General features: G+C 64.9%; 26 protein-coding genes. 12 read left to right on the top strand and 14 right to left on the bottom strand.

The annotated features are described in order from the left end of the window. The first annotated feature begins 10 nt into the window (after nucleotides 1-10). The 3 genes from M8J71_RS13825 to M8J71_RS13815 are packed head-to-tail and all read left to right on the top strand — an operon-like array spanning nucleotide 11 to nucleotide 3118. On the top strand, nucleotides 11-1294 hold the full coding sequence (locus M8J71_RS13825; protein WP_256248431.1) for a magnesium transporter MgtE N-terminal domain-containing protein: 1284 nt from the start codon (nucleotides 11-13) through the stop codon (nucleotides 1292-1294). Next, nucleotides 1278-1976 (top strand): DUF1003 domain-containing protein, encoded by a 699-nt coding sequence (locus M8J71_RS13820; RefSeq protein WP_163162168.1) that lies wholly within the window; start codon nucleotides 1278-1280, stop codon nucleotides 1974-1976. Before M8J71_RS13825 ends, M8J71_RS13820 begins: the two co-directional genes overlap by 17 nt. Before the next feature lie 11 nt (nucleotides 1977-1987). Further along, the gene (locus M8J71_RS13815; RefSeq protein WP_256248995.1) at nucleotides 1988-3118 is read left to right on the top strand and encodes an Mrp/NBP35 family ATP-binding protein; all 1131 of its coding nucleotides are present in this window, start codon (nucleotides 1988-1990) and stop codon (nucleotides 3116-3118) included. A gap of 34 nt (nucleotides 3119-3152) precedes the next feature. Here M8J71_RS13815 and M8J71_RS13810 read toward each other — a convergent pair whose 3' ends face one another. The 3 genes from M8J71_RS13810 to sigE form a co-directional block, all read right to left on the bottom strand. Beyond that, a complete protein-coding gene (locus tag M8J71_RS13810; RefSeq protein ID WP_256248430.1) occupies nucleotides 3153-3563 on the bottom strand; it encodes a Sec-independent protein translocase TatB in 411 nt (136 codons plus the stop codon). Nucleotides 3564-3632: 69 nt separating this feature from the next. Then, nucleotides 3633-4493 carry an anti-sigma factor gene (locus M8J71_RS13805; RefSeq protein ID WP_256248429.1) on the bottom strand — a complete coding sequence of 287 codons (861 nt, stop codon included), beginning with the start codon at nucleotides 4491-4493 and terminating at the stop codon, nucleotides 3633-3635. A 7-nt stretch (nucleotides 4494-4500) separates the two neighbouring features. Further along, nucleotides 4501-5115, bottom strand: coding sequence for an RNA polymerase sigma factor SigE (sigE, locus tag M8J71_RS13800; RefSeq protein WP_163162164.1), 615 nt, complete (start codon nucleotides 5113-5115; stop codon nucleotides 4501-4503). Between the two features lie 229 nt (nucleotides 5116-5344). Here sigE and M8J71_RS13795 point away from each other — a divergent pair, with 229 nt between their 5' ends. Next, nucleotides 5345-5977: an O-methyltransferase gene (locus tag M8J71_RS13795; RefSeq protein ID WP_256248428.1), complete on the top strand. Its 633-nt coding sequence runs from the start codon at nucleotides 5345-5347 to the stop codon at nucleotides 5975-5977. Between the two features lie 45 nt (nucleotides 5978-6022). Here the strand turns inward: M8J71_RS13795 and M8J71_RS13790 are convergent, their stop codons facing one another. The 4 genes from M8J71_RS13790 to M8J71_RS13775 form a co-directional block, all read right to left on the bottom strand. Continuing rightward, complete coding sequence (locus tag M8J71_RS13790) at nucleotides 6023-6190, bottom strand: DUF3117 domain-containing protein (protein ID WP_009357720.1); 168 nt, start codon at nucleotides 6188-6190, stop codon at nucleotides 6023-6025. A gap of 233 nt (nucleotides 6191-6423) precedes the next feature. Further along, nucleotides 6424-7671 (bottom strand): hypothetical protein, encoded by a 1248-nt coding sequence (locus M8J71_RS13785; RefSeq protein ID WP_256248427.1) that lies wholly within the window; start codon nucleotides 7669-7671, stop codon nucleotides 6424-6426. Continuing rightward, on the bottom strand, nucleotides 7668-8120 hold the full coding sequence (locus M8J71_RS13780; protein ID WP_256248426.1) for a DivIVA domain-containing protein: 453 nt from the start codon (nucleotides 8118-8120) through the stop codon (nucleotides 7668-7670). Before M8J71_RS13780 ends, M8J71_RS13785 begins: the two co-directional genes overlap by 4 nt. A 31-nt stretch (nucleotides 8121-8151) precedes the next feature. Next, nucleotides 8152-8934: a TIGR00730 family Rossman fold protein gene (locus M8J71_RS13775; protein WP_163162156.1), complete on the bottom strand. Its 783-nt coding sequence runs from the start codon at nucleotides 8932-8934 to the stop codon at nucleotides 8152-8154. Nucleotides 8935-9039: 105 nt separating this feature from the next. Between M8J71_RS13775 and M8J71_RS13770 the strand changes: the two genes are divergently transcribed. The 4 genes from M8J71_RS13770 to M8J71_RS13755 all read left to right on the top strand — a co-directional run bounded on the left by M8J71_RS13770 (nucleotide 9040) and on the right by M8J71_RS13755 (nucleotide 12325). Next, entirely contained in the window at nucleotides 9040-9795 is a 756-nt protein-coding gene (locus M8J71_RS13770; RefSeq protein WP_256248425.1) for an amino acid ABC transporter ATP-binding protein, read from the top strand. A 70-nt stretch (nucleotides 9796-9865) separates the two neighbouring features. Beyond that, nucleotides 9866-10753, top strand: coding sequence for a glutamate ABC transporter substrate-binding protein (locus M8J71_RS13765; RefSeq protein WP_256248424.1), 888 nt, complete (start codon nucleotides 9866-9868; stop codon nucleotides 10751-10753). An 85-nt stretch (nucleotides 10754-10838) separates the two neighbouring features. Continuing rightward, a complete protein-coding gene (locus tag M8J71_RS13760; RefSeq protein ID WP_256248423.1) occupies nucleotides 10839-11489 on the top strand; it encodes an amino acid ABC transporter permease in 651 nt (216 codons plus the stop codon). After that, complete coding sequence (locus M8J71_RS13755; RefSeq protein WP_256248422.1) at nucleotides 11486-12325, top strand: amino acid ABC transporter permease; 840 nt, start codon at nucleotides 11486-11488, stop codon at nucleotides 12323-12325. Before M8J71_RS13760 ends, M8J71_RS13755 begins: the two co-directional genes overlap by 4 nt. A gap of 89 nt (nucleotides 12326-12414) precedes the next feature. Here M8J71_RS13755 and dapE read toward each other — a convergent pair whose 3' ends face one another. Beyond that, nucleotides 12415-13551 carry a succinyl-diaminopimelate desuccinylase gene (dapE, locus tag M8J71_RS13750; RefSeq protein WP_256248421.1) on the bottom strand — a complete coding sequence of 379 codons (1137 nt, stop codon included), beginning with the start codon at nucleotides 13549-13551 and terminating at the stop codon, nucleotides 12415-12417. A gap of 50 nt (nucleotides 13552-13601) precedes the next feature. On the opposite strand from dapE, the gene dapD reads away from it, so the two are divergent. Together dapD and M8J71_RS13740 are read left to right on the top strand one after the other, a co-directional pair. Continuing rightward, the gene (gene dapD, locus M8J71_RS13745; RefSeq protein WP_256248420.1) at nucleotides 13602-14630 is read left to right on the top strand and encodes a 2,3,4,5-tetrahydropyridine-2,6-dicarboxylate N-succinyltransferase; all 1029 of its coding nucleotides are present in this window, start codon (nucleotides 13602-13604) and stop codon (nucleotides 14628-14630) included. 5 nt (nucleotides 14631-14635) lie between these two features. Further along, nucleotides 14636-15493: a hypothetical protein gene (locus tag M8J71_RS13740; RefSeq protein ID WP_256248419.1), complete on the top strand. Its 858-nt coding sequence runs from the start codon at nucleotides 14636-14638 to the stop codon at nucleotides 15491-15493. Between the two features lie 14 nt (nucleotides 15494-15507). Here the strand turns inward: M8J71_RS13740 and M8J71_RS13735 are convergent, their stop codons facing one another. After that, nucleotides 15508-16119, bottom strand: coding sequence for a hypothetical protein (locus tag M8J71_RS13735; protein WP_163162140.1), 612 nt, complete (start codon nucleotides 16117-16119; stop codon nucleotides 15508-15510). A gap of 99 nt (nucleotides 16120-16218) precedes the next feature. After that, entirely contained in the window at nucleotides 16219-16827 is a 609-nt protein-coding gene (locus tag M8J71_RS13730; protein WP_256248417.1) for a TetR/AcrR family transcriptional regulator, read from the bottom strand. Nucleotides 16828-16956: 129 nt separating this feature from the next. Between M8J71_RS13730 and galE the strand changes: the two genes are divergently transcribed. Next, complete coding sequence (gene galE, locus M8J71_RS13725; protein WP_256248416.1) at nucleotides 16957-17970, top strand: UDP-glucose 4-epimerase GalE; 1014 nt, start codon at nucleotides 16957-16959, stop codon at nucleotides 17968-17970. A 175-nt stretch (nucleotides 17971-18145) separates the two neighbouring features. Here the strand turns inward: galE and M8J71_RS13720 are convergent, their stop codons facing one another. From M8J71_RS13720 to fdxA, 3 genes are all read right to left on the bottom strand, one after another. Continuing rightward, complete coding sequence (locus M8J71_RS13720; protein WP_256248415.1) at nucleotides 18146-19432, bottom strand: citrate synthase; 1287 nt, start codon at nucleotides 19430-19432, stop codon at nucleotides 18146-18148. A gap of 228 nt (nucleotides 19433-19660) precedes the next feature. Further along, entirely contained in the window at nucleotides 19661-20809 is a 1149-nt protein-coding gene (gene dapC / locus M8J71_RS13715) for a succinyldiaminopimelate transaminase (protein WP_256248413.1), read from the bottom strand. Between the two features lie 14 nt (nucleotides 20810-20823). Further along, the gene (gene fdxA, locus M8J71_RS13710) at nucleotides 20824-21150 is read right to left on the bottom strand and encodes a ferredoxin (RefSeq protein WP_050685972.1); all 327 of its coding nucleotides are present in this window, start codon (nucleotides 21148-21150) and stop codon (nucleotides 20824-20826) included. 147 nt (nucleotides 21151-21297) lie between these two features. Here fdxA and M8J71_RS13705 point away from each other — a divergent pair, with 147 nt between their 5' ends. Then, complete coding sequence (locus M8J71_RS13705) at nucleotides 21298-21543, top strand: putative acetyltransferase (protein ID WP_374114845.1); 246 nt, start codon at nucleotides 21298-21300, stop codon at nucleotides 21541-21543. A gap of 47 nt (nucleotides 21544-21590) precedes the next feature. Here M8J71_RS13705 and M8J71_RS13700 read toward each other — a convergent pair whose 3' ends face one another. Next, nucleotides 21591-22400 (bottom strand): hypothetical protein, encoded by an 810-nt coding sequence (locus tag M8J71_RS13700; protein ID WP_256248411.1) that lies wholly within the window; start codon nucleotides 22398-22400, stop codon nucleotides 21591-21593. Between the last annotated feature and the right edge of the window lie 162 nt (nucleotides 22401-22562).

Here is a 22562-nt window from a genome sequence, read left to right as displayed (position 1 = left end):
GCCTGTAGGAGTGAGCACAACTCCTACCCGCGTCTTCGTGGCGCGCCTACTGGGCCTGGACGTCTTCGACCCGCTGGGCGACCGGCTGGGCCGGCTGCGCGATGTTGTTGTGCTCTCCCGCGGCACCCAGGGTGCCCCGCATGTGGTGGGCATCGTGGTGGAGGTTCCCGGAAAGAAACGGGTCTTCGTGCCCATGACGCGGATTACCTCCATCGACCAGACCCAGATCATCTGCACCGGCCTGGTCAACCTGCGCCGCTTCGAGCAGCGCGGCGCCGAAACCCTTGTGGTGGCGGAGATGTTCGACCGCCGCGTCACGCTCCGGGACGGCAGCGGCGACGCCACCATCGAAGACATCGCCATGGACCAGCACCGCTCCCGCGACTGGTTCGTCAGCAAGCTTTTTGTCCGGCGGGGCCATTCCCTTTCGCCGCTGAGCCGGCTCCGCCGGAACGAGACCCTCATCATCGACTGGGCTGACGCCCTGCAGGGGCCCCGCACCGAGCCCCAGGCAGCCACCCAGTTCGTGGCGAACCACGAAGACCTCAAGCCCGCGGACTTCGCCGAAGCCCTCCAGGAGATGAGCGACAAGCGCCGCTTCGAAGTGGCCAGTGAGCTGCAGGACGAACGCCTGGCCGACGTCCTCCAGGAGATGCCGGAGGATGACCAGGTGGAGATCCTGTCCGCCCTCGACGTCCAGCGCGCCGCCGATGTCCTGGAGGAAATGGACCCCGACGACGCCGCCGACCTCCTCGGCGAGCTCCCCTCGGCCGAGGCGGAGGAACTGCTCCAGCTGATGGAGCCCGAGGGCGCAGAGGATGTGCGGCGCCTCCTGGAATACGACGAGGACACTGCCGGCGGCCTTATGACGCCGGTCCCGGTCATCCTGCCGCCTGAGGCCACGGTGGCCGAGGCACTGGCGCATGTGCGGCGGGAGGAGCTCTCCCCGGCGCTTGCCTCGTCCATTTTTATTACCAGGCCTCCGCTGGAGACTCCTACCGGGCGCTTCCTGGGCGTGGTCCACATCCAGCAGTTGCTTCGATACCCGCCGTTCGAGCCGCTGGGAAACCTGGTGGACAAGAACCTTGAACCGCTGTCCGACCAGGCCCACATCAGCGAAGTGGCACGGACCCTGGCTACCTATAACCTGAACTCCCTTCCGGTGGTCAACGACGCCGGCCGGCTTGTGGGGGCGGTGACTGTTGATGACGTTCTGGATCATCTGTTGCCGGACGACTGGCGAGCCCATGACGGCGAAGCCCCGATAAGAAGGCTCGGTGGCCGCATTGGCTGACATTGGTGCTCCCAAGAACCCCAACCTGCGGACCCCCGCCAAGGCGGCGGCGAAGGGCAGCCTGGACACGCCGCTGAGCGGCCGCCAACGGATCCTGCCAAAGTTCTCCCCTGATCCGGATGCCTTCGGCCACGCCACCGAAGGCTTCGCCCGTTTCATGGGTACGCCGCAGTTCCTCGTCTACATGACGGTCTTCGTTGTCGTCTGGCTGGCTTGGAACACATGGGCACCGCTGGCCTGGCAGTTCGACTCCCGGGACCTCGGTTTCACCCTGCTGACCTTGATGCTGTCCCTGCAGGCGTCCTATGCGGCACCGCTGCTGCTGCTGGCCCAGAACCGCCAGGACGACCGCGACCGCGTCTCCCTCCAGCAGGACCGCCAGCGTGCTGAACGCAACCTGTCCGATACCGAATACCTGACCCGGGAACTGGCATCGTTGCGGATCGCGCTGCGCGAGGTGGCAACGCGCGACTACGTCCGCGCCGAGCTGCGCTCACTGTTGGAGGACATGCTGGAAGCCCAGGAAGAGCTCCGGACGCATGATCCGTCGGGGCAGGGGCAACATGAGTCCCCGCGCGACAAGGTGCGGGAGAAACTCAAGGAACAGCGTGACCGGCAGCGGAACCCCCGCACCCAACAGATTCCCCGGGTAAAGCCCGGGCATTCCACCCAGGACCGCTAAGGAGCGCACCCATCAATAACACCTCGCTGGCCGGGGCAGTCAATGCCGCCCTGGCCACGGTCATCGACCCCGAGCTCCGCCGTCCCATCACTGAGTTGGGCATGGTGGAGTCCGTCAACGTTTCCGACGACGGCAGGGCCAGCCTGGTTGTCCTGCTCACCATCGCCGGCTGCCCGCTCCGGGACACCATCACAGCCGATGCGACGAAGGCGCTGCTGGCAGTTCCGGGAGTGGCCGCCGTCGACGTCGAACTGAAGGTGATGACGCAGGAGCAGCGTGATGCCCTCAAGGAGCTGCTCCGCGGGGCCGGCGGCCAGCGCGGCATCCCCTTTAACGAGCCCGGCTCCCTTACCAGGGTCTACGCGGTGGCCAGCGGCAAGGGCGGGGTGGGAAAGTCCTCCGTGACTGTCAACCTTGCCTGCGCCCTCGCCGCACAAGGGCTGCGCGTGGGAATTGTGGATGCCGACGTCTATGGCTTCTCGGTTCCCGGCCTGATGGGCATCAGCCAGGCGCCCACGCGGGTGGACGATATGATCCTTCCCCCGGTTGCGTACGGCGTGAAGGTGATCTCCATCGGGATGTTCGTGAGCGGCAACCAGCCTGTAGCGTGGCGCGGACCCATGCTGCACCGGGCCCTTGAGCAGTTCCTGACGGATGTTTACTTCGGCGACCTGGACGCCCTGTTCCTGGACCTGCCGCCCGGCACCGGAGACATCGCCATCTCCGTCGCGCAACTGCTCCCCAAGGCGGAGATCCTGGTGGTTACCACGCCGCAGGCCGCCGCGGCCGACGTCGCCGAGAGGGCCGGCGCCATCGCCACGCAAACGGGGCAGTCCGTGGCAGGGGTTATCGAGAACATGTCCTACCTGGAAATGCCCGACGGCGGCAGGATGGAGCTGTTTGGAAGCGGCGGCGGGGCGGTCCTTGCGGAACGGCTGACAGCCACTGTGGGCGCCGACGTGCCGCTGCTGGGGCAGATCCCGCTGGACATCCAACTGCGCGAGGGCGGCGACAGGGGAGTACCGATCGTCCTCGGCCAGGCCGGAACGCCGGCGGCACAAGCGCTCTCGGACATCGCCGGAAGGCTGGCAGCAAAACCTCGGGGTCTGGCGGGTATGAAGCTGGGGCTGCAGCCCCGCTGAGTTTCCTGCCAAGGCCTCCCCCATGCCGGGGTGGCTAGGTGGCTTCCGTATCGAAGGGGGCAGCCTCGCCTGGCGGAAGCGACTCAAGCACCCTCTCAGGTCGCTTCGGAGCGGCATCAGCCACCGCGACGGCGGCGGCGCCGGAGACGGCTGCGACGGCCGCAGGCGCACCGGCGCTGACGGGCTTGGCGTCATCGTCCAGGAGCGCCTCTTTGATGATGCGCCGGGGATCGTACTGGCGGGGGTCGTACTTCTTCCAGTCGACATCATCGATGTCGATTCCCACTTCTTCCTTGATCTGCTCGCGGGCGCCGGAGGCCATGCGGCGGACTTCCTTGACCAGGTTGGCCAGTTTCTGCGTGTATTCGGGCAGCCGCTGGGGGCCGATCACGAGGACGCCAATGATCAGCAGAAGAAAGAACTCCGGGCCGTTGATTCCAAACACTTTAGGAAGATTACCCTCTCCGGGCTGCCAGTGACGATTCCCGCCCACGGGCGGTGGGAACTGTCCGCTTTACTGCGTAAAAAGGGCCACGATCTTGTTTACGCCGCGCTGCAGGCGTTGTGCCACCGGTTCAGGATGCTGCGCAAGAGATTCCTTCAGCGCTTCGGCTGCGACACCTTCGCCCGCCTGTTCGCTGAGGCGCTGCAGGATGGGCACGGCGTCGTCGGCCTGTTCGGCGGGGAGGTCGGAGACATAGGTGAAGGTGCGGCCCTGCGTCCGATAGGTTGCGGACCAGGGCGAGGTCGCCAGGATCTGCAACGGCGGGCCGGTCTGCCCGGAACCAGATTCCTCTTCTGTGCCCCCGGGGTTCTGCCGTTCCGTGATGGTGGCGTAGTGGGTTCCGTCGGAGAGCTTCAGTTCGACGGCGGGGCGGCCCTCAAGCATCACGGCTTTCGCCGACTCGAGGCGGAAACCCATGGCCCCGAGCTCGGGGCATACCCAGCCCTCCGAGCGCAGGCCCGACAACCTGTCCACGCTCAGGGCCCTGCCGTCAGCCGGAGTCTGGACGGAGACCTGCGAGAGGGTGGCTGCAGCACCATCTGCCTGGAGGGGTTCCCCGGCAACAGCAAAAGCGCCGGCAGCGAGCACACCTGCTGCGGCAACGGTGCCACCTGCCGTCATGGCGAGCACGCGGACCGCTGCCCTGGATGCCTGGTGATGCGGGGCAGGAACCGGCGGCCGGGCTGCCAACTCCTGGGTCCTGGCCAGCAGCCGGGCGGTCAGGTCATCGCTGGCCGGCGGGATCGGCGCATCCCGCAGCCGCTCCAGGTACTGCCGCTCCCGGCGCAGGGCTGAAGCACATTGATGGCAGGACTGGATATGGCTCGCGGTGCGCTGATGCCTGCGGCTGAGCGGAAACTGGGGCCTCATGTGCCGTTCAGAGGATGCCGGCGATGCGCGGCAATGACAGTTTGGGCCTGGACTGCTGCGGACGCGGGTCACGGTGGGCCAGCTTTTCGCGGAGCATGGTGCGGCCCCGGTGGATGCGGGAGCGCACCGTACCGAGCTTGACGCCCAGGGCCTCGGCCACCTCGTCGTAGGACAGGCCTTCGAGATCACAAAGAACCACAGCCGCACGGAAGTCCGGCGGGAGTTCCTCGAGGGCGGCCTGGACATCAAGGTCCAGGTTGTTCAGCTCGAAGCTCTGCTCCGGGCCCGGTTCCCGCCCGGGAATCCTCGACTCGGCGTCCTCGGCAAGGGCGTCGAAGCGGATGCGTGTTTTCCGCCGTGCCTGGTCCAGGAAGAGGTTCGTGGTGATGCGGTGCAGCCAGCCGTCCAGCGTTCCGGGCTTGAAATTTTCCAGCGAACGGAAGACGCGGACAAACACCTCCTGGGTGAGGTCTTCGGCGTCGTACTTGTTTCCGGTCAGGCGGTAAGCCAGCCGGTAAACCTTCGCGGAGTGGTTGGTCACCACTTCTTCCCAAGTGGGGCGCACCCACTCGGACTCCGGCTTGTTTGCTGCAGGGACAGGTGCCACAACTGATGATGACATCGTCCACTCCCCTCGTGGAATGCTTACGCCCGGACACTGTTGACATCTCTGATTCGGCGCCGGCCACCCTACGGATGACCAGATAATAATCATTTCAAATTTGGCTGGGAATTTCCTGACTGCCAGGTAACTTCAGCCGTGGGCGCAACAGCCTGCCTTCCCGGCTGTTGCCGAACGACACAGTAGGCTGTACAGGACACTCCCCCTGCCGCCCAGAAAGCGAAAACCCATGAGCGCCGACAAGTCCACCAGCTGGTCCTATGCAGAAGATCTGCCCACTGAGGATGAGGTCATGCTGCGGGCCCGGGAACGCTCCTTTGAATTGGGCGTGACCCCCATCGGGCCCGGCGTGGGCGCCGTCCTCACCGTCCTCGCTGCCGCGTCGAAGGCCCAGACCGCCGTCGAAATCGGAACCGGGGCAGGCGTCTCCGGTGTCTGCCTGCTCCGCGGCCTCGGTCCGCACGCGGTCCTCACCACCATCGACGTGGACGTTGAACATCTCAAAGCCGCACGGGAAGCCTTCTCGGAGGCCGGCAGCCCGGCCAACCGCACCCGCACCATCTCCGGCCGCGCGGGCGACGTCCTGCCGCGCCTCACGGACCGCGCGTACGACCTGGTGTTCATCGACGCTGACAAGCCGGGACTTCCCGGTTATGTGGAGCAGGCCATCCGGCTCCTGAAGCCCGCCGGGCTGCTGATCATCAACGATGCACTGGACAAGGACAAGGTAGCCAACCCTGCGGGCCGCGAGGCCACCACGGTGGTCCTTCGCCAGGTGGGGAAGAGCATTCGCGACGACGAGAGGCTGGCCTCCGCCATGCTTCCCACCGGCGACGGCATGCTCGTAGCGGTCAAAAAATAAGACAGGATCCGCAGCCCGAAGGCTTGCGGACCCTGTCCGGCACAATTATTCGGTAACGCCGACCAGACATTCCTTGAGGTTTGCCGCTTCGGCTGCATTCAGTTCGACCACCAGGCGCCCGCCGCCTTCGAGCGGGACGCGCATGATCAGGCTGCGGCCCTCCTTGGTGACTTCCATTGGGCCGTCGCCGGTGCGTGGTTTCATAGCCGCCATGAGGAATTCCCCTCCATTTAGTCCCAGGACTGATCAGCCCGGGTGGGCTGTGTCCGCATGTAGATCAAGCTGCCATGGCGGAGTGGATGGACACCGCCGGGGCCGCGCGTATTCTGAATGCTTATTGTCCTTGCTTACCTACCATTATCGCGGAATTACCCGCCCGTAGCTAATCGATGGACATTTGTGGGCGGGTCCAATTTGCACTCTGACCTGCACAGAAGCCGGGATTTCTAGGGTGGATAATCCCCGCCGCCAGGCAGCTGCGCCCACGCCCACAGCCAGACAATCCACACGATCTGCAACAACACGAACATCACCACAACAGTTCCGCGGTAAGCCCGGGACCGGGACAGGAGCGCGGCGCCCAGCGCCAGTGGGAACAGCGGCAGCAGCATACGGAAAGTGCTGGTCTGCGGGTGGAGGAACATCACCAGGTAACCCATGTAGCAGGCGCACCACAGCCGGAGTTCGGCGCCGAGCCGGACCACCGGAGGCAGGTACAGCATCGCGCCGAAGAGCGCCACAAATACGAAAGGCGCCATCACTCCGAGCACCGGGCCGAAGAGGTCGACGCCCGTGTCGAACCAGGGCTTGAACGGCACCAGATCCTGGCCCCGCCACACTGTTTCAGTCTTGGTATAGGCCTGGATGTCCCCCGTTGCCGCCCAGGCGGCGGCCGGCCATGCCAGCGCCGCGAGGCCTGCCACTGCCGTTAGGGCGGTGAGGGCCGCCAGGTCCCGGACGGAGTGCGGATCCGGTTCACGCCCGCCCCAGCGCTGCACCAGCCGGTGGACCAGCAGGAGCCCCAGCATGGCCGCGAATGGAACGCCCACCGGACGCGAGAGGCACAGCATCACTACCACCGGGATCGCCCACAGGTACTGCCGCCGGACTACCAGCAGCAGTGCGGCCGCGAGCAGCAACAGTGACAACGGTTCGGCATATGGCACCTGGAGCACCGCGGACACAGGGAAGGTGGCGAAGAACGCCACCGCCCACAGTGCCGGCCCGTGTGCTGCCTTATGCCGGAAAAGCGCATAAACCACCAGCGCGGCAGCCAGTCCGGACAGCATGGCGATAATGGTCAGCGAAGCAGCAGGGGCCAACCCCGTCAGCCTGCTGAGCCCTCCTGCCAGGGACGGGTACAGGGGATAAAAGGCCCACGTATTTTCCTGGACATTGCCCGCGTCATCGACCGGAAGGGTGGCGGGGTAACCGTTGGCGATAACCCTGCCGTACCAGCGCGCGTCCCAGATGTTGATGAAGTTCCAGTAGTCGGGCTTGGCCGGGAACCAAGGGTTGGGCCCTTGGTGCAGGGCGGCAGCCATAAAAATCGCGGCGCTGACGGACCTTGCTGCGACGTAGATGGCCGAGACCTGGAGCCACCAAGGCCAGCCGCGGACGCTTGCGCGGAACCGGACGGCGACCGCCTGGACCGACGCTGTAACGCCTGTTCCCCGCCGGGTGGCAGTGCTCACTCCCGGTCCTCCCCGGCCCCGGCCCCTGCCCCGGCATGCCCAAGGGTTTCCGCCGCCGGCGGTTCAGCCTGCGCACCTGTCCCGACGGCGGGCTCCGCCGCCGGGACAGCGGTGGACCCTGCGTCTTCCATGGCTTCCAGCCTGGCCTTCAGGACCTCGACTTCGTCCCGGCTTGCCGCAAGCTGGTCCCTCAACTCATCGAGTACCTGATCCACCTGGTCCATCCGGTAGCCCCGCAGGCCCAGGGAAAACCGCACGCGGTCCACGTCCTGCGGCGCCGCGTTGGCTGGCAGGAGGACCGGCGGAAGGTTAGCGGGAGGCTGGTCAAGGCCGGCGTCCAGCAGGGCGGGCAGTGCACGGCCGCCGGACCTGCCGGAACGTCCCCCTGCACCGGCCCAGAGGACAGCGCCGATCAGGGCCACGGCAAGGAAGACCAGAAAAAAAGTCACTATCCCATCGTGCCAGACGTGGCCGTCTTTGTTATTCCGGGCGCTGTTCGCCGTTCAGGGAGGGGGTGACGGCCACGTGGAGCACGCGGTCCACCGCTTCCGCCGGGTCATCCACCACCTGGATCAGGTCCAGGTCCTTTTCCGAGACCATCCCCTCAGCCACGAGCGTGCCCCTGATCCAATCGATCATCGGGCCCCAGAAGTCGACGCCGAGCAGCACGATCGGGAAGGACGTCACCTTCCTGGTCTGCACCAGGACCATAGCTTCGAAGAGTTCATCCAGCGTGCCAAGGCCGCCAGGAAGGACGATGAATCCCTGCGCGTACTTCACGAACATGGTTTTGCGGGCAAAGAAGTAGCGGAAGTTGATTCCCAGGTCCACCCATTGGTTCAGGCCCTGCTCGAACGGGAGCTCGATGCCGAGGCCCACTGATACGCCGTTGCCTTCAACGGCACCGCGGTTGGCTGCTTCCATGGACCCCGGTCCGCCTCCGGTGATCACCGCGACGCCTGCCTCGGCCAGCTTCCGCCCCACTTCGACGCCCATCTCGTAGTAGGGGCTGCCCGGCTTGGTCCGGGCTGAACCGAAGACGCTGACAGCCGGCCCGAGGTCAGCCAGCGCCCCGAACCCCTCGACGAACTCGCTTTGGATCCTGAGCACGCGCCATGGATCGGTGTGCACGAATTGGCCAAGGCCTTTGGTATCAAGCAAATGCTGGTCGGACATCTCAACTGACGCCTGCTTGCGGCGAAGTTCAAGGGGTCCTTTGCGGCGCGGCTGGGAGTTTTTGGCCGGATCTGCACTGATGCTCATTCCCCAAGGCTAACCTGCCAGCGGGAGGTATCTCTTGAATCACGATCCGCAGGAACTTGCGGTGATTCGCGTCATAACGCACCGTTGTTCGCTAGATTCTTCCTTATGACTACTCATGTGCCCGGCGATGCCCTCGTCTCCCTGAACGCCGTAAATAAGCATTACGGCCAGCTGCACGTTTTGAAGGACATCAACCTGCAGGTCCGCAAAGGCGAGGTTGTTGTGGTCATCGGGCCGTCAGGCTCCGGTAAGTCCACTCTCTGCCGCGCCATCAACCGCCTCGAAACCATCGAAGGCGGCACCATCAGCATCGATGGGAAAGTCCTTCCCGCGGAAGGCAAGGAACTGGCGCAGCTCCGGGCCGACGTCGGAATGGTTTTCCAGTCATTCAATCTCTTCGCCCACAAAACCATCCTCGAAAACGTCACCCTGGGCCCCATCAAGGTCAAGGGCGTTGCAAAGGCCAACGCGGACAAGGACGCCATGGCGCTGCTTGAACGGGTGGGCGTCGGGCACCAGGCTCCGAAGCTTCCCGCGCAGCTGTCCGGCGGCCAGCAGCAGCGTGTTGCCATCGCCCGCGCCCTCGCCATGAAGCCCAAGGTCATGCTCTTCGATGAGCCCACCTCCGCGCTTGACCCCGAGATGATCAACGAGGTCCTGGACGTGATGATCCAGCTGGCCAAGGAGGGCATGACCATGATCGTGGTCACCCACGAGATGGGCTTCGCCCGCAAAGCCGCGGACCGGGTGGTCTTTATGGCGGACGGCCAGATCGTCGAGGACGCCACCCCTGAGGAGTTCTTCACCAATCCCAAGAGCGACCGCGCCAAGGATTTCCTCTCCAAGCTCCTGACCCACTGATTCACCTACGAACAAACACTCCGAGTTCGCACCCAGGCCGTGACCCACGGCCACCAATGAAAGGAATGTCATGAAGGCATTTATGACCCGGCGGAAGTCATTCTTCGTGGCGGCTACCGCTGCCCTCGCCCTGTCCCTGAGCGCCTGTGGCGGAGGCGGGGCCGGCACCACCAGCGACCCCTCCGTTGAAGCAGCACCCACGTTCGCCGCCGGCACCACCATGGAAAAGCTGGCTTCGGCCGGAACCATCAAGATCGGCACCAAGTATGACCAGCCCCTCTTCGGCCAGGTGGGCCTGGACGGCAAGCCTGTCGGCTTCGACGTCGAAATCGGCAAGCTGATCGCCGCCAAGCTGGGTATCGCCGCTGACAAGATTGAATGGTCCGAAACCGTCTCGGCCAACCGGGAGCCGTTCATCGAGCAGGGCAAGGTTGACCTGGTGATCGCCACGTACACCATCAACGACAAGCGCAAGCAGGTTGTCAGCTTCGCCGGTCCGTATTACGAAGCAGGCCAGGCCCTGATGGTGAACAAGGACAACGACACCATCAAGACCCCCGAGGACGTCAAGGGCAAGAAGGTCTGCTCGGTCACCGGCTCGACCCCCGCCGCGACGATCGTGGACAAGTACGGGGCAGAGCTCGTCCCTGCAGCCACCTACTCCGCCTGCCTCGAGCCCCTGCGCAACAAGCAGGTTGAAGCAGTCACCACCGACAACGTCATCCTGGCCGGTTTTGTGGACAAGGAGCCGGACGCCTTCAAGCTCGCCTCGGATGAGACCTTCACGAAGGAGCCCTACGGCATCGGCCTGAAGAAGGATGACACCGAGTTCCGCAACTGGATCAACGACCAGCTGGAAGCATTCCAGGAGGACGGGTCCTACAAGAAGGCATGGGAAGCTACCGCAGGTTCAGTCATCAAGACTGCCCCTGAGCTGCCCAAGCTCGACCGTTACTAGGTAACCCCGGTGGTTGCCGGGGCTGTTCCGCGGCCCCGGCAACCACCGTCTCCGCTCCCGTCCACGCCCACATCCGAAGGATTTTATGGACGTCATTCTTGAAAACCTGCCCCTGTACTGGAACGGTTTTCTCCGCACGCTTTTCCTTTCCGCCGTTTCCGGAGTCATCGCCCTGGTTCTTGGCACGCTGCTGGCGGCAGCCAGGGTTTCCCCAGTAGCAGCACTCCGCGGCTTCAGCATGGTCTACGTCGAGGTGCTCCGGAACACCCCGCTGACCATCGCCTTCTTCTTCGCAGCGATCGTCCTCCCCCGGCTCGGCGTTACCTTCGAGCAGTTCGAGGTTGCAGCCATCATTGCCCTCAGTACCTACACCGCAGCGTTCATCGCCGAAGCTGTCCGCTCAGGTGTCAACAGTGTTCCCGTTGGGCAGGCCGAAGCCGCACGCAGCATCGGCATGAACTTCGGGCAGGTCCTGAACCTCATCATCCTCCCGCAGGCCCTGCGGACTGTGATCCCGCCGTTGATCAACATCCTGATCGCACTGGTAAAGAACTCCTCGGTGGCCGGCGCGTTCTTCGTCCTCGAACTGTTCGGCTACGGCCGCCAGCTGGCCAACGCCAACGGTGACGCCGTGATCCCCGTGCTGCTGGGCGTTGCGTTCTTCTATCTGCTCCTCACCGTTCCGCTGGGCATCCTTGCCAGCACGGTGGAACGAAAGGTGGCGATTGCCCGATGACCTCGGTACTTTACGACGTTCCCGGCCCGAAGGCCCGGCGGATATCCCTGATTGGTTCGATCGTCGGTTCCCTGCTGATCCTGGGCCTGCTCGCCTGGATCATCATGACCTTCGCCCAGCAAGGCATCTTTGAAGGGCGCCGGTGGGCCATCTTCACCCGTGCAGATGTGTGGACACTCCTGGGCAACGGATTGAGCGCAACCCTCAGCGCCGCGGCTTTGGCAGCAGTGATCGCCTTCCCGCTCGGCCTCCTGCTGTGCCTGCTGCGCATCTCGGATGCAGCCTTCATCCGCATCCCTGTCCGGGTGCTGCTGGAGTTCCTCCGCGGCATGCCGGTGGTCCTGATGATGCTGTTCATCCTGCTCGGCTTCGGAACCTCGCCGTTCATTGCCGTTGTCACCGGCCTGGTGCTCTACAACTCGGCAGTGTTCGCTGAAATCATCCGTGCGGGCATCCAGTCGCTTCCCAGGGGGCAGCGGGAAGCCGGTCTGGCCATTGGCCTGACCAGCTTCAAGTCCCGCATGCTGATCGAGCTGCCGCAGGCCATCCGGCGCATGATGCCCTCGCTCGTAGCCCAGATGGTGGTGCTCCTGAAGGACACGTCCCTCGGCTACATCGTGGCGTACGGCGAGCTGCTGCGTGCCGTGCAGGTGATGGCTGACTTCCTGGGCACACAGTTCCTGTTCCCCATCTTCTTCGTGGCAGCGGCGATCTACATTGCCATCAACATCTGCGTTTCACGCATCGCAGTGTGGATCGAACGCCGCGGATCCAAGAAGGCGGCAGGCGGCGTGGCCAAGGCAGAACCCGAAAAGGCCAACGCCCCGATCCCCTGACCGTTCGCACAGCCCCTTTTGTTAATAAGCGATGGCCCGGACCTTTCGGTCCGGGCCATCGCCCGTTAACTTCAGGCTTGTCCCCTGCGTCAGGCTGCCAACCAGTCCTGCAGCGCCTGCAGGCATTTGCGGATGGCGTCGGCGTGGACGTGCTCGTTGTCCTTATGGGCCAGCAAGGCATCACCCGGCCCGAAATTGACCGCCGGGATCCCCAGTTCACTGAACCGCGCGACATCGGTCCAGCCGTATTTGGGCTTTGGCTCGGCTCCGACGGCGGCAACGAAGGAAGCGGCTGCGGGGTGCTGGAGCCCCGGGCGTGCACCGGCGGCAGCATCAGTGCGGACGACGTCAAAACCTTCCAGGAGTTCCCGCACCACGGCTTCGGCCTGGTCCGGGGTCTTGTCCGGCGCAAAGCGGTAGTTGATCTCCACCACGCACCGGTCCGGAATGACATTGCCGGCAGTGCCGCCGTTGATTTTTACCGCGTTGAGACTCTCGCGGTATTCCAGCCCGTCCACGTTGACGGTGGCTGGTTCGTAGGCCGCCAGCCTGGCCAGGATGGGTGCCGCTGCGTGGATGGCGTTGCTGCCCATCCAGGCACGGGCGGAGTGGGCTGCCTCGCCCACAGTCGTTGCCTCGAACCGGCTGGTGCCGTTGCAGCCGCCCTCCACCGTGCCGTCGGTTGGTTCCAGCAGGATGGCGAAGTCGCCGTCGAGCAGGTGGCCGTGGTTGCGCACCAGCCGGCCCAGGCCGCTCTTCACGGCCTCGACTTCCTCGTGGTCGTAGAAAACAAAGGTGACGTCCCGCTTGGGAGCCGTCCCGCCGTCGAACATTGTGGCGGCAAGCGCCAGTTGCACCGCGACGCCGCCCTTCATGTCGGTGGCACCGCGGCCGTACAGCACGCCTTCCCCGGGGATGCCGGACTCCCAGCTGGAAGGAACCGTACCCCTGGACCCTTCAGTCAGGGGCAGCGGAACGGTGTCCAGGTGGCCCGCCAGGATGACGCGTTCCGCGTTGCCCAGCTCCGTGCGGGCAATGATCGAGTCGCCGTCGCGGACAACGTGCAGTTCCGGAAGGGCCAGCAGGGCCGCTTCGACGGCGTCGGCCAATTCCGTTTCACTGCCGGAGACACTGTTGATGTCCATAATCGCGGCGGTCAGGAGCGCAACGTCCTGGCGGAGGTCAAGGCGACGGGTGGATGGTCCGTGGGCGGTTTCGGCAGTCACGAAGCCAGTCTAGTTCGGAGCAGGTCCCCGCCCGTCGATAGACTGGGGCAATGACTGAAACTGCTTCCTCCGCTGTGCCCGAAACCCAGACTGCCCCCACTGAAGAACGCTCCGCCTACGGCTTTGGCGTGGCCACCATTGCCGTTGCCAATGGTGATGCCACCGTCCTGGACGTCTGGTTCCCGGCACCTTCGCTGGGCGTCGCTGCCGAACACCTGCGCGCAGTGGAAAATGCGGACGAGGCACTCACCCGGATCGCAGAGGCCGGAACGGATGAGGACCGCGGCACCGAGCAGAAGGTGGTCTTTGTCCAGATCAACCTCGATGAGGCCCCGGCCGACACCGCTGACGCCTACCTTCGCCTGCACCTGCTCTCCCACCGCCTGGTCCGGCCGAACACCATCAACCTGGACGGCATCTTCGGCAAACTGCCGAATGTTGTGTGGACGAACTTCGGGCCCGCCGCGGTGGAGGGCTTTGAACTGACCCGCGCCCGGCTGCGCCGGCGCGGGGCAGTCACCGTGTACGGCATCGACAAGTTCCCCCGCATGGTGGACTACGTGGTTCCCACGGGTGTCAGGATCGCCGACGCCGACCGCGTGCGCCTGGGTGCGCACCTCGCCGAAGGCACTACGGTCATGCACGAAGGCTTCGTCAACTTCAACGCGGGCACGCTGGGCACCTCCATGGTGGAGGGCCGGATTTCCGCGGGTGTAGTGACGGGTGACGGCAGCGACGTCGGCGGCGGAGCGTCCATCATGGGCACGCTGTCCGGCGGCGGCAAAGAGAAGATCACTATCGGTGAGCGCGTGCTTCTCGGCGCGAACTCCGGCGTCGGCATCAGCATCGGCGACGACTCGGTGGTGGAAGCCGGCCTCTATGTCACGGCAGGAACCCGGGTGCGCGTACCTGGTCCCAAGGACGAGGTGGGCGAAGACACCACAAAGATCGTTAAGGCCGCGGAACTCTCCGGCGTCCCCAACCTGCTGTTCCGCCGCAACTCCACCAACGGTGCTGTGGAGGTCCTCCCCCGTGCGGGCCAGAGCGTGGAACTGAACGACGCCCTGCACGCCAACTGATCCCTATGGCACGAAGCCGAGGCCTGCGCAGGCTCCTGGTGCTGCTGCTCACCCTCGCACTGGTGATCGGCGGCGTCTATGCGGCGGTGTTTTTTGTGCAGCGTTCCGAAACCCTTGTTTCGGAACGCTGCATCGCCGTCGTGGGCGGAGGAACGGCAGAGCTGGCCCCCGACCAGGCGGTCTACGCTTCCCTGATCACCGCCGTCGCTGTCCAGCGGGGGCTCCCGCCGAGGGCCGCGACCATAGCGCTGGCCACCGCAATGCAGGAGTCCAAGCTGCGGAACATCGACCACGGAGACCAGGCAGGCCCTGATTCGCGGGGGCTGTTCCAGCAGCGTCCGTCGCAGGGCTGGGGCAGCGAGGCGCAGGTCATGGACCCGTACTATGCAGCAAACGCCTTCTATGACGCTTTGGTCCAGATCCCCGGCTATGAGTCGATGGAGATCACCGAAGCGGCGCAGCGGGTCCAGCGGTCCGCTTTCCCCACCGCCTATGCCCAGCATGAGCGGATGGGGCGCTTCTTTGCTTCCGGGCTGTCCGGCCAGACGCCCGAGGCCGTTCAGTGCACACTCCGCTCCGCGGTGGCGGTCGGAGACCCTGGCGCTGTTTCGGCCGGACTGGCCCAGGCCTACGGACCCTTGGTCACGGCTGTGGAAGGCCAAACGCTGGTGGTGGAGGCCACCGGCAGCCAGGCCTGGTCCGTTGCCCAGTGGGCCGTGGCAAACGCCAAGGGGTATGAAGTGACGCAGGTACAGGTGGCTGGACGGACCTGGGACCGTGGACAGCGCAACGGCTGGCAGGACTCACCGGGCTCTGACGGCGAGGTCCGGATCACTGTGTCACCGGTTGGCGTCGAGGGCTGAGCCCGCTGGCTGTCCTAAGCCAGTATTTCCACCACCGGCTGGACATAGCTGCGGAACAGCTCGGGCTGGCCCATCAGCTGGTGGCTCATGATGATTTTGTCCGGTTCGAGGTACCAGGCCCGCTGCTCGTTCAGAGGCAACTCGATGATGGTCAGCTTGAAGTCGCGGGCGTCCCGCCCTACTTCCAGCAGCCTGTCATCAACCATGTCCTCCAGCAGCTGGTCTGTACCGATGGCAGCCCGCTCCGCTTCCAGCTCGGCGTATTCGCTCCTGCGCTCCCGCGCCCAGGTGAGGGCAGAGCCGAAGTGCGCCTGCAGTACGCGCTGCAGCGCGGGCGAATTGCCAAAGGCCTCAAAATCAGGCGGCGACAGTTCCGGCGACGTCTGGGGATGGGCCTTCAGCAGCTGCGCCCACCAGGCCTCCCACTCCGTCTTAAGCCCGCTCAGGCCACCAACATCGGCAGTGAGGTGGGAATGGTCTGCAGGGCGGATTTTGGGCGCGGCGTGCGACAGGGCCGGGTGGCCGGCGCCGTCCAGCCCGGCTGCATCGCGGACGTACAGGGCGATCATCATCGGTCCGGACGTGTCGGTGGTGATCTGCCAGCCGGAACCGCCTGTTTGGTGCATCCGAAATCCTTCCCTGGCGCGTTGTGACCGGGCCTGTTGATCCGGTGTCACGCCCCCGGTTATCAGTCTATTCCCCATGGTCGGCGACGTTAACGGCAGTCACGCCGCAAGCCCGTCAAGGTGCCGCTCCAGTACATCCCTGCATATGCCGGCCGTCATCCAGGCCGGCTGGAGCAGGGCATGCATACACAGTCCGTCGAGGGTCGCCAGGAGCCTCTCGGCCTCCACCACCAGCGCTTCCTCAGGCGCACCGGCCGGCATCAGGGTGATGATGGCGCGTCCCATCAAGGCCGCGACTTCCCGGTGGCTGCGATCGGCCTCCGCTGAAAGGAATGGCCTGATCCTGGCGGCGTTCCGAAAAGCCATCCAGACACAGGCCTCCACAGCCCGCCGTTCATCGAGCGGCAGCAGTTCGCCCAAGAGTGTTAAAACCGCCTCCCGGTGTTCAGGACTTGCGGGCGGGTTCTTCTCCAAGGCGGGCAGGGCTTCATCCAGCCTGGTAACGATACGGTCAACGACGGTCGCAAAGGAGTGGGTGAGCAACTCCTCGCTTCCCGCGAAGTAGTGCCTTACGGACCCGACGGCGAGCCCCGCCTCATCTGCCACTTCCCGGAGCGACGCTTTTTCCAGCCCGTCCACTGCGATGATCCGCCAGACCGCTTCGACCACGTCCTGGCGCCGGGCTTCGGCATTGACAATTTTAGGCACTCCAATTTTTAACACATCCGTGCTCCATAAAGCGTCCGGCCCGCCGCCAGTACCGTAAACGCCCGTCATGCTGCCCGTTATCCGGGACACAACGGCGGCAGCCCGCCGAGTTGGGATAGCGTTGGAGGCATGAAAATACTGGTCACAGGGGGAACCGGCTACATCGGTTCCCACACTGTTCTGTCCCTGCAGGAAGCCGGCCATGACGTGGTGGTCATCGACAACCTCGTCAACTCCAGCGAAGAGTCGCTCCGCCGGGTTGCGGAACTCACCGGCAAGACAGCAGAGTTCCACAACGTCGACCTCGTGGACGAAGCCGCCGTGGAAAAAGTGTTTGCCGGCGACACCATCGACGCCGTAATCCACTTCGCCGGGCTGAAGGCCGTGGGCGAGTCAGTGCGCGAGCCGCTTAACTACTACTACAACAACCTGGTGGGTACCCTGAACCTCATCCGGGTCATGGACCGGTACAACGTCCGCTCCATCGTCTTCAGCTCCTCCGCCACAGTTTACGGCGAGCACAACCCCATCCCCTACGTGGAAAAGATGGAGATCGGGGCCAACAACCCCTACGGCCGCACCAAGGAACAGATCGAGGACATCCTCTCGGACCTGGGTTCAGCCGACAGCCGCTGGCATATAGCCCTGCTGCGCTACTTCAACCCTGTGGGCGCGCACCCCTCCGGCCGGATCGGCGAAGATCCCCAGGGCATCCCGAACAACCTGGTGCCCTTCATCGCCCAGGTAGCGGTAGGCAGGCGCGAAAAGCTCATGGTCTTCGGCGGCGACTACGACACCCCGGACGGTACGTGCCTGCGCGACTACATCCACGTCGTCGACCTTGCCGAAGGCCACGTGGCCGCACTGAACCATGTGGCGGACCGCGCCGGCGTCTTCCGCTGGAACCTCGGTTCCGGCAAGGGCTCCTCGGTGCTGGAGGTCCTGCGCTCCTTCGAGAAGGCAGTGGGCAAACCAATCCCGTACGAAATCACGGGCCGCCGCGCCGGCGACCTGCCAGCGTTTTGGGCCGACGCCACCTCCGCCTTGGCAGACCTTAGCTGGTCCACCACCAAGACAGTGGATGAAATGTGCGAGGACCACTGGCGCTGGCAGAAAAACAATCCACAGGGCTACAACTCCTGATTCCCAGGACAACGAAACGGCCGCCCACCTCCTGGAGGTGGGCGGCCGTTCGCTGTCGTGGGGGCCACGCCGGCGCGGGCCCCCAACCGTGGATCCGCTTCGGCGAGGGACCCGACCCGAGCTTGCGAGGGTCGGGAGCCGGAGTGGCCCTGCGAGGCTTGGGAGCCGGTGGGGATCAGCGGGCCGGGTAGTCGCGCTCCGGCTCGCCGATGTAGAGCTGCCGCGGGCGGCCGATCTTGGTGTTCGGGTCGCTGATCATCTCGCGCCACTGCGCGATCCAGCCGGGGAGGCGGCCGATGGCGAAGAGCACGGTGAACATCTTCTCGGGGAAGCCCATGGCCTTGTAAATGAGGCCGGTGTAGAAGTCCACGTTCGGGTAGAGCTTGCGCTGGATGAAGTAGTCATCGTTCAGCGCCTTCTCTTCCAGGCGCAGCGCGATGTCCAGCAGTTCGTCGTTGCCGCCGAGCTTGGTGAGGATCTCGTGGGCGGTAGCCTTGACGATCTTGGCGCGCGGATCGTAGTTCTTGTAGACGCGGTGTCCGAAGCCCATGAGCCGGACGCCGTCTTCCTTGTTCTTGACCTTTTCCATGTAGTCCTCGGGCTTGGTGCCCTCGGCCTGGATCTGGCGGAGCATCTTCAGCACAGCCTCGTTGGCGCCGCCGTGGGCAGGCCCGAACAGCGCGTTGATGCCGGCCGAGACGGACGCGAACAGGTTGGCGTTGGAAGAGCCCACCAGGCGCACCGTGGAGGTGGAGCAGTTCTGCTCATGGTCCGCGTGCAGGATCAGCAAGAGGTCCAGCGCTTTCGCGACGACGGGGTCAACCTCGTACTGCTCGGCCGGAAGGCCGAAGCTGAGCCGGAGGAAGTTCTCCACGAGGTTGTGCGAGTTGTCCGGGTACAGCATGGGCTGGCCGATGGACTTCTTGTGGGCGTAGGCCGCGATAACCGGGAGCTTGGCCATCAGGCGGATGGTGGAAACTTCCACCTGCTCGGCGTTGAAGGGATCCAGCGAGTCCTGGTAGAACGTGGACAGCGCGGAAACGGCCGAAGACAGGACGGGCATAGGGTGCGCGTCGCGGGGGAATCCGCCGAAGAAGCCCTTGAGCTCTTCGTGCAGCAGCGTGTGCCGGCGGATCTTCTGGTCGAATTCGTCCAGTTCGGTGGGCGTGGGCAGGTTGCCGTAGATCAGCAGGTAGGACACCTCGAGGAAGCTGGAGTGCTGTGCCAGCTGCTCGATGGGGTATCCGCGGTAACGCAGGATGCCCGCATCGCCGTCGATGTAGGTAATAGCCGAGGTGGTGGCTGCTGTGTTCATGAAGCCGGGGTCAAAGGTGACTGCGCCCGTCTGCTTCAGCAGTTTGGAAACGTCGTAGCCCTCGTTTCCTTCAACAACCTGGATGCGCGGCAGCTTGAGCTCGCCTCCTGCGTGGTGCAGGGTCGCAGCATTGTTGGTCTCAGTCATGGAGTCCCCTTCATGAGGCGTCTGGGCCTCTGTCGAAAGCTTGATCCAACATCAGGTGAGCCGCGCACGAAGCCTGAGAACACAGGTTCCAACACCCGGGCTGCCTTCTTGTAGAAAGCCACCATTGATAGTCACTTAAAAAGCTACCGCTCCTTGGCGGGTGCCACTAATCCGCGACGTTCAAAACCGGCCTAAAACCCACCCGATGTGGCGCGAGTCACAGCATTGTTACGATGTGGTGGCCAGCCGGGCGACGGCGGCGTCGACCCGTTCGTCGGTTCCGGTGAGGGCTACCCGGACATAGCCGTTGCCGGCCTCGCCGTAGAAGACGCCCGGGCCCACCACGATGCCGCGCTCCGCCAAACGCCCCACAGTGTCCCAGGTGCCCTCCCCCGCCGTGGACCAGAGGTACAGTCCGGCGTCGGATTCCTTGATTTCCAGCCCAAAGTCCAGCAGCGCCGGAACCAGCCGTTCGCGGCGTCCGCGGTACAGGTCCTTCTGGGCTTCAACGTGTGTGTCGTCGCCCAGTGCCACCCGCATGGCCTCCTGCACGGGGTAGGGCACGATCATGCCAGCGTGCTTGCGGCTGTTCACCAGGTTGGGCATCAGGTCCGGATCGCCGGCCACAAACGCTGCCCGGTAGCCTGCCACGTTGGACTGCTTGCTCAGCGAGTACACAGCCAGCAGGCCCTGGTGGGATCCGCCCGCAACCCTGGGGTCCAGGATGCTCGGAACTGCCTGGCCGCCGCGCTGGACGTCCCAGTCGCCCCAGCCAAGTTCGGCATAGCATTCGTCCGAGGCCACCACTGCCCCGATGTTCCGGGCCTGCGCCACCAGCGCCTTCAAAGAGTCGATTCCCCGTACGCTGCCGGTCGGGTTGCCCGGTGAATTGACCCACATCAGGCGGACCCGGGAGCGGGTGGCGTCGTCGAGCTCGTCCAGGTTGTCGGTTGCAACGGACGTAACGCCGGCGAGGGTGGCGCCAATGTCGTACGTGGGGTAGGCAACCTTGGGCCGCACGACGACGTCGCCTGGCTTCAGCCCCAGCAGCAGCGGCAGCCACGCCACGAGTTCCTTGGAGCCCACCGTCGGCATGATGTTGCGGGGATCAAGACCGGCCACGCCACGGCGGCGTTCAAACCATCCTGCGATGGCTTCCCGGAGCGCGGGGGTGCCGTGGACGGTGGGGTACCCGGGGGCATCCGCGGCGGCCTTCAAGGCGTCCTGGATCAAGGCGGGAGTGGGGTCCACCGGCGTGCCGATGGACAGGTTGACCGCCCCGCCGGGGTGCCCGGAAGCCGTGGCGAGATACGGCGCCATGGCCTCCCACGGGTAGTCGGGCAGGTCAAGGCCGAACGTATTCACTGCTGCGGTCACCAGTCCTGCCTGCGTTAGTGGTCTTGGTTCTGCGGCGGCAGCGCGGCGATCATGGGGTGGTCCTTGCCCGTGTTCCCGACCTTGGCGGCACCGCCCGGAGAACCGAGGTCGTCAAAGAACTCCACGTTGGCCTTGTAGTAGTCGGCCCACTCATCCGGGGTGTCATCCTCGTAGTAGATGGCCTCAACGGGGCAGACAGGCTCGCATGCCCCGCAGTCGACGCATTCGTCCGGATGGATGTACAGCGAACGCTCACCTTCGTAGATGCAGTCGACGGGGCATTCTTCGATACATGCCTTGTCCTTGACATCTACACACGGCTGCGCGATTACGTACGTCACGTCCCTGGCCTCTCCACGTTGGTTCCGGCGACCCGCCGGTTCTTGCATCCGGCAACTATGGCCGGACCCTGACATCTGAGCCTATTATCTCCCGGCCGGTTCCCGCGAACCTAGCCGGTGGCCTTGTGTGAAGCCCTTTAGTATGAAGTGGTGAACCTGCCCGCCCCCACACCCGCCGGATTCCTTGCCGCCGCCGCACCCGGCACCCGCGTGGTGGTGCGCTACCGCATCGACGGCGGCTTCACGGACGCGCTGGGGCACCTGGTGATGTGCGACGCCGGTGCCTGCACCGTCCGCACGCGGCAGGCCGACGTCGTTATCCCCCTGCGCGAGGTTGTGGCAGCCAAGGAAGTCCCGCCGGCACCGGAGCCGCGTCGCCGGACCGCGCCATAAGGGCATTTCACTGCGCAGGGGCTGCCTCTGCGGGTGGAACCCGGGCTTCAGTGCGCAGGCCGGTACGTGGCAAGGGCCTGATGCACCATCCGCACGAACTCCCGGGGCTCGCTGAGCAGCATCTCAAAGGTCACACGCAGGGTGGGAACACCCCGGACAACAGTCAGGTTCCACCGCCGCCTGTCCTCCCGGTAGGCTGCCCGGCTGCTGTGGTAGGCGTAACCGTCCGTCTCAATGCCCAGCAGGCCGTCAACCAGGAGGTCCACATGGCCCATCCCGGGGATGTTGACCTGCAGCTCCACCGTCAGCCCGGCCTCTTCCAGCAGATATCGGGCCATGGTCTCGATGATCGACCCGGACTGGGGCCGGATTCTTGCCACCAGCCCCAGAAAGGCCATTTCCCGTGCAGCCGGAAACCGGCCGCGCAGATCTGAAAGGTGAACCAACCCCTTCTTGACTGCAGACTCCGCGATGGTCAGCCCCTCCAGCGGCGGCAGGCAACGCAGCGATTGGCACACAAGATCCAGGTGCGTCAGTGGAACGCCGCTTCGATGCACCACGCAACCCTCAATCGGCTTCCCGTGCCGCGCAGCAAGGTGCGGCTTGTCAGGCCTGCGAACAACCCACAGCCCTGTTGCAAAGGCGGCCGTGACGCAGCCTGGCACCGCATGATGGCGGCCCGCATGGATTAGCCAAGGGTCGGCGTCGGGCAGTGCATACACGCCGCGCGCCACCCTTTGGACGGACGCGTCAAGCAAACCCGCTTCAATGTTCCGGCGGGAGAGACCGGCCTGCGTCAAAGAGCTGGTGCTTGCAACTCCCCCCATTTCGGCCAGCGCATCAGTGATAGTTCGCATAAGGGCATGCTGCCCGCTCAGGGAAGACGGCACAGCCGCGGGGAACGCCTATGTGGACAACCGCCGAATGCAGTGCAGGCGGAGTTCGGTGCGCATGGAGCGTCCCAGCGCATCGACGGCGGGAATGAGTGCGCAGGCATAAGCGGGGCCGGCTGCGCCCCA

It is taken from the genome of Pseudarthrobacter sp. R1 (genome assembly GCF_024494415.1).
Lineage (GTDB): Bacteria > Actinomycetota > Actinomycetes > Actinomycetales > Micrococcaceae > Arthrobacter.
Note: the sequence above shows the minus strand (reverse complement) of the source record. Positions and strands in the feature narration are given on the sequence as shown.

What these genes read in the sequence shown, in the direction of transcription:
- dapD (WP_256248420.1), top strand. Translation starts at nt 13,602, where the DNA reads ATGACTGAAACTGCTTCCTCCGCTGTGCCCGAAACCCAGACTGCCCCC.
- M8J71_RS13720 (WP_256248415.1), bottom strand. Translation starts at nt 19,432, where the DNA reads ATGACTGAGACCAACAATGCTGCGACCCTGCACCACGCAGGAGGCGAG.
- M8J71_RS13735 (WP_163162140.1), bottom strand. Translation starts at nt 16,119, where the DNA reads ATGCACCAAACAGGCGGTTCCGGCTGGCAGATCACCACCGACACGTCC.
- galE (WP_256248416.1), top strand. Translation starts at nt 16,957, where the DNA reads ATGAAAATACTGGTCACAGGGGGAACCGGCTACATCGGTTCCCACACT.
- M8J71_RS13775 (WP_163162156.1), bottom strand. Translation starts at nt 8,934, where the DNA reads ATGAGCATCAGTGCAGATCCGGCCAAAAACTCCCAGCCGCGCCGCAAA.
- M8J71_RS13790 (WP_009357720.1), bottom strand. Translation starts at nt 6,190, where the DNA reads ATGGCGGCTATGAAACCACGCACCGGCGACGGCCCAATGGAAGTCACC.
- M8J71_RS13760 (WP_256248423.1), top strand. Translation starts at nt 10,839, where the DNA reads ATGGACGTCATTCTTGAAAACCTGCCCCTGTACTGGAACGGTTTTCTC.
- M8J71_RS13770 (WP_256248425.1), top strand. Translation starts at nt 9,040, where the DNA reads ATGACTACTCATGTGCCCGGCGATGCCCTCGTCTCCCTGAACGCCGTA.
- M8J71_RS13740 (WP_256248419.1), top strand. Translation starts at nt 14,636, where the DNA reads ATGGCACGAAGCCGAGGCCTGCGCAGGCTCCTGGTGCTGCTGCTCACC.
- M8J71_RS13700 (WP_256248411.1), bottom strand. Translation starts at nt 22,400, where the DNA reads ATGCGAACTATCACTGATGCGCTGGCCGAAATGGGGGGAGTTGCAAGC.
- M8J71_RS13755 (WP_256248422.1), top strand. Translation starts at nt 11,486, where the DNA reads ATGACCTCGGTACTTTACGACGTTCCCGGCCCGAAGGCCCGGCGGATA.
- sigE (WP_163162164.1), bottom strand. Translation starts at nt 5,115, where the DNA reads ATGTCATCATCAGTTGTGGCACCTGTCCCTGCAGCAAACAAGCCGGAG.
- M8J71_RS13805 (WP_256248429.1), bottom strand. Translation starts at nt 4,493, where the DNA reads ATGAGGCCCCAGTTTCCGCTCAGCCGCAGGCATCAGCGCACCGCGAGC.
- M8J71_RS13795 (WP_256248428.1), top strand. Translation starts at nt 5,345, where the DNA reads ATGAGCGCCGACAAGTCCACCAGCTGGTCCTATGCAGAAGATCTGCCC.
- M8J71_RS13765 (WP_256248424.1), top strand. Translation starts at nt 9,866, where the DNA reads ATGAAGGCATTTATGACCCGGCGGAAGTCATTCTTCGTGGCGGCTACC.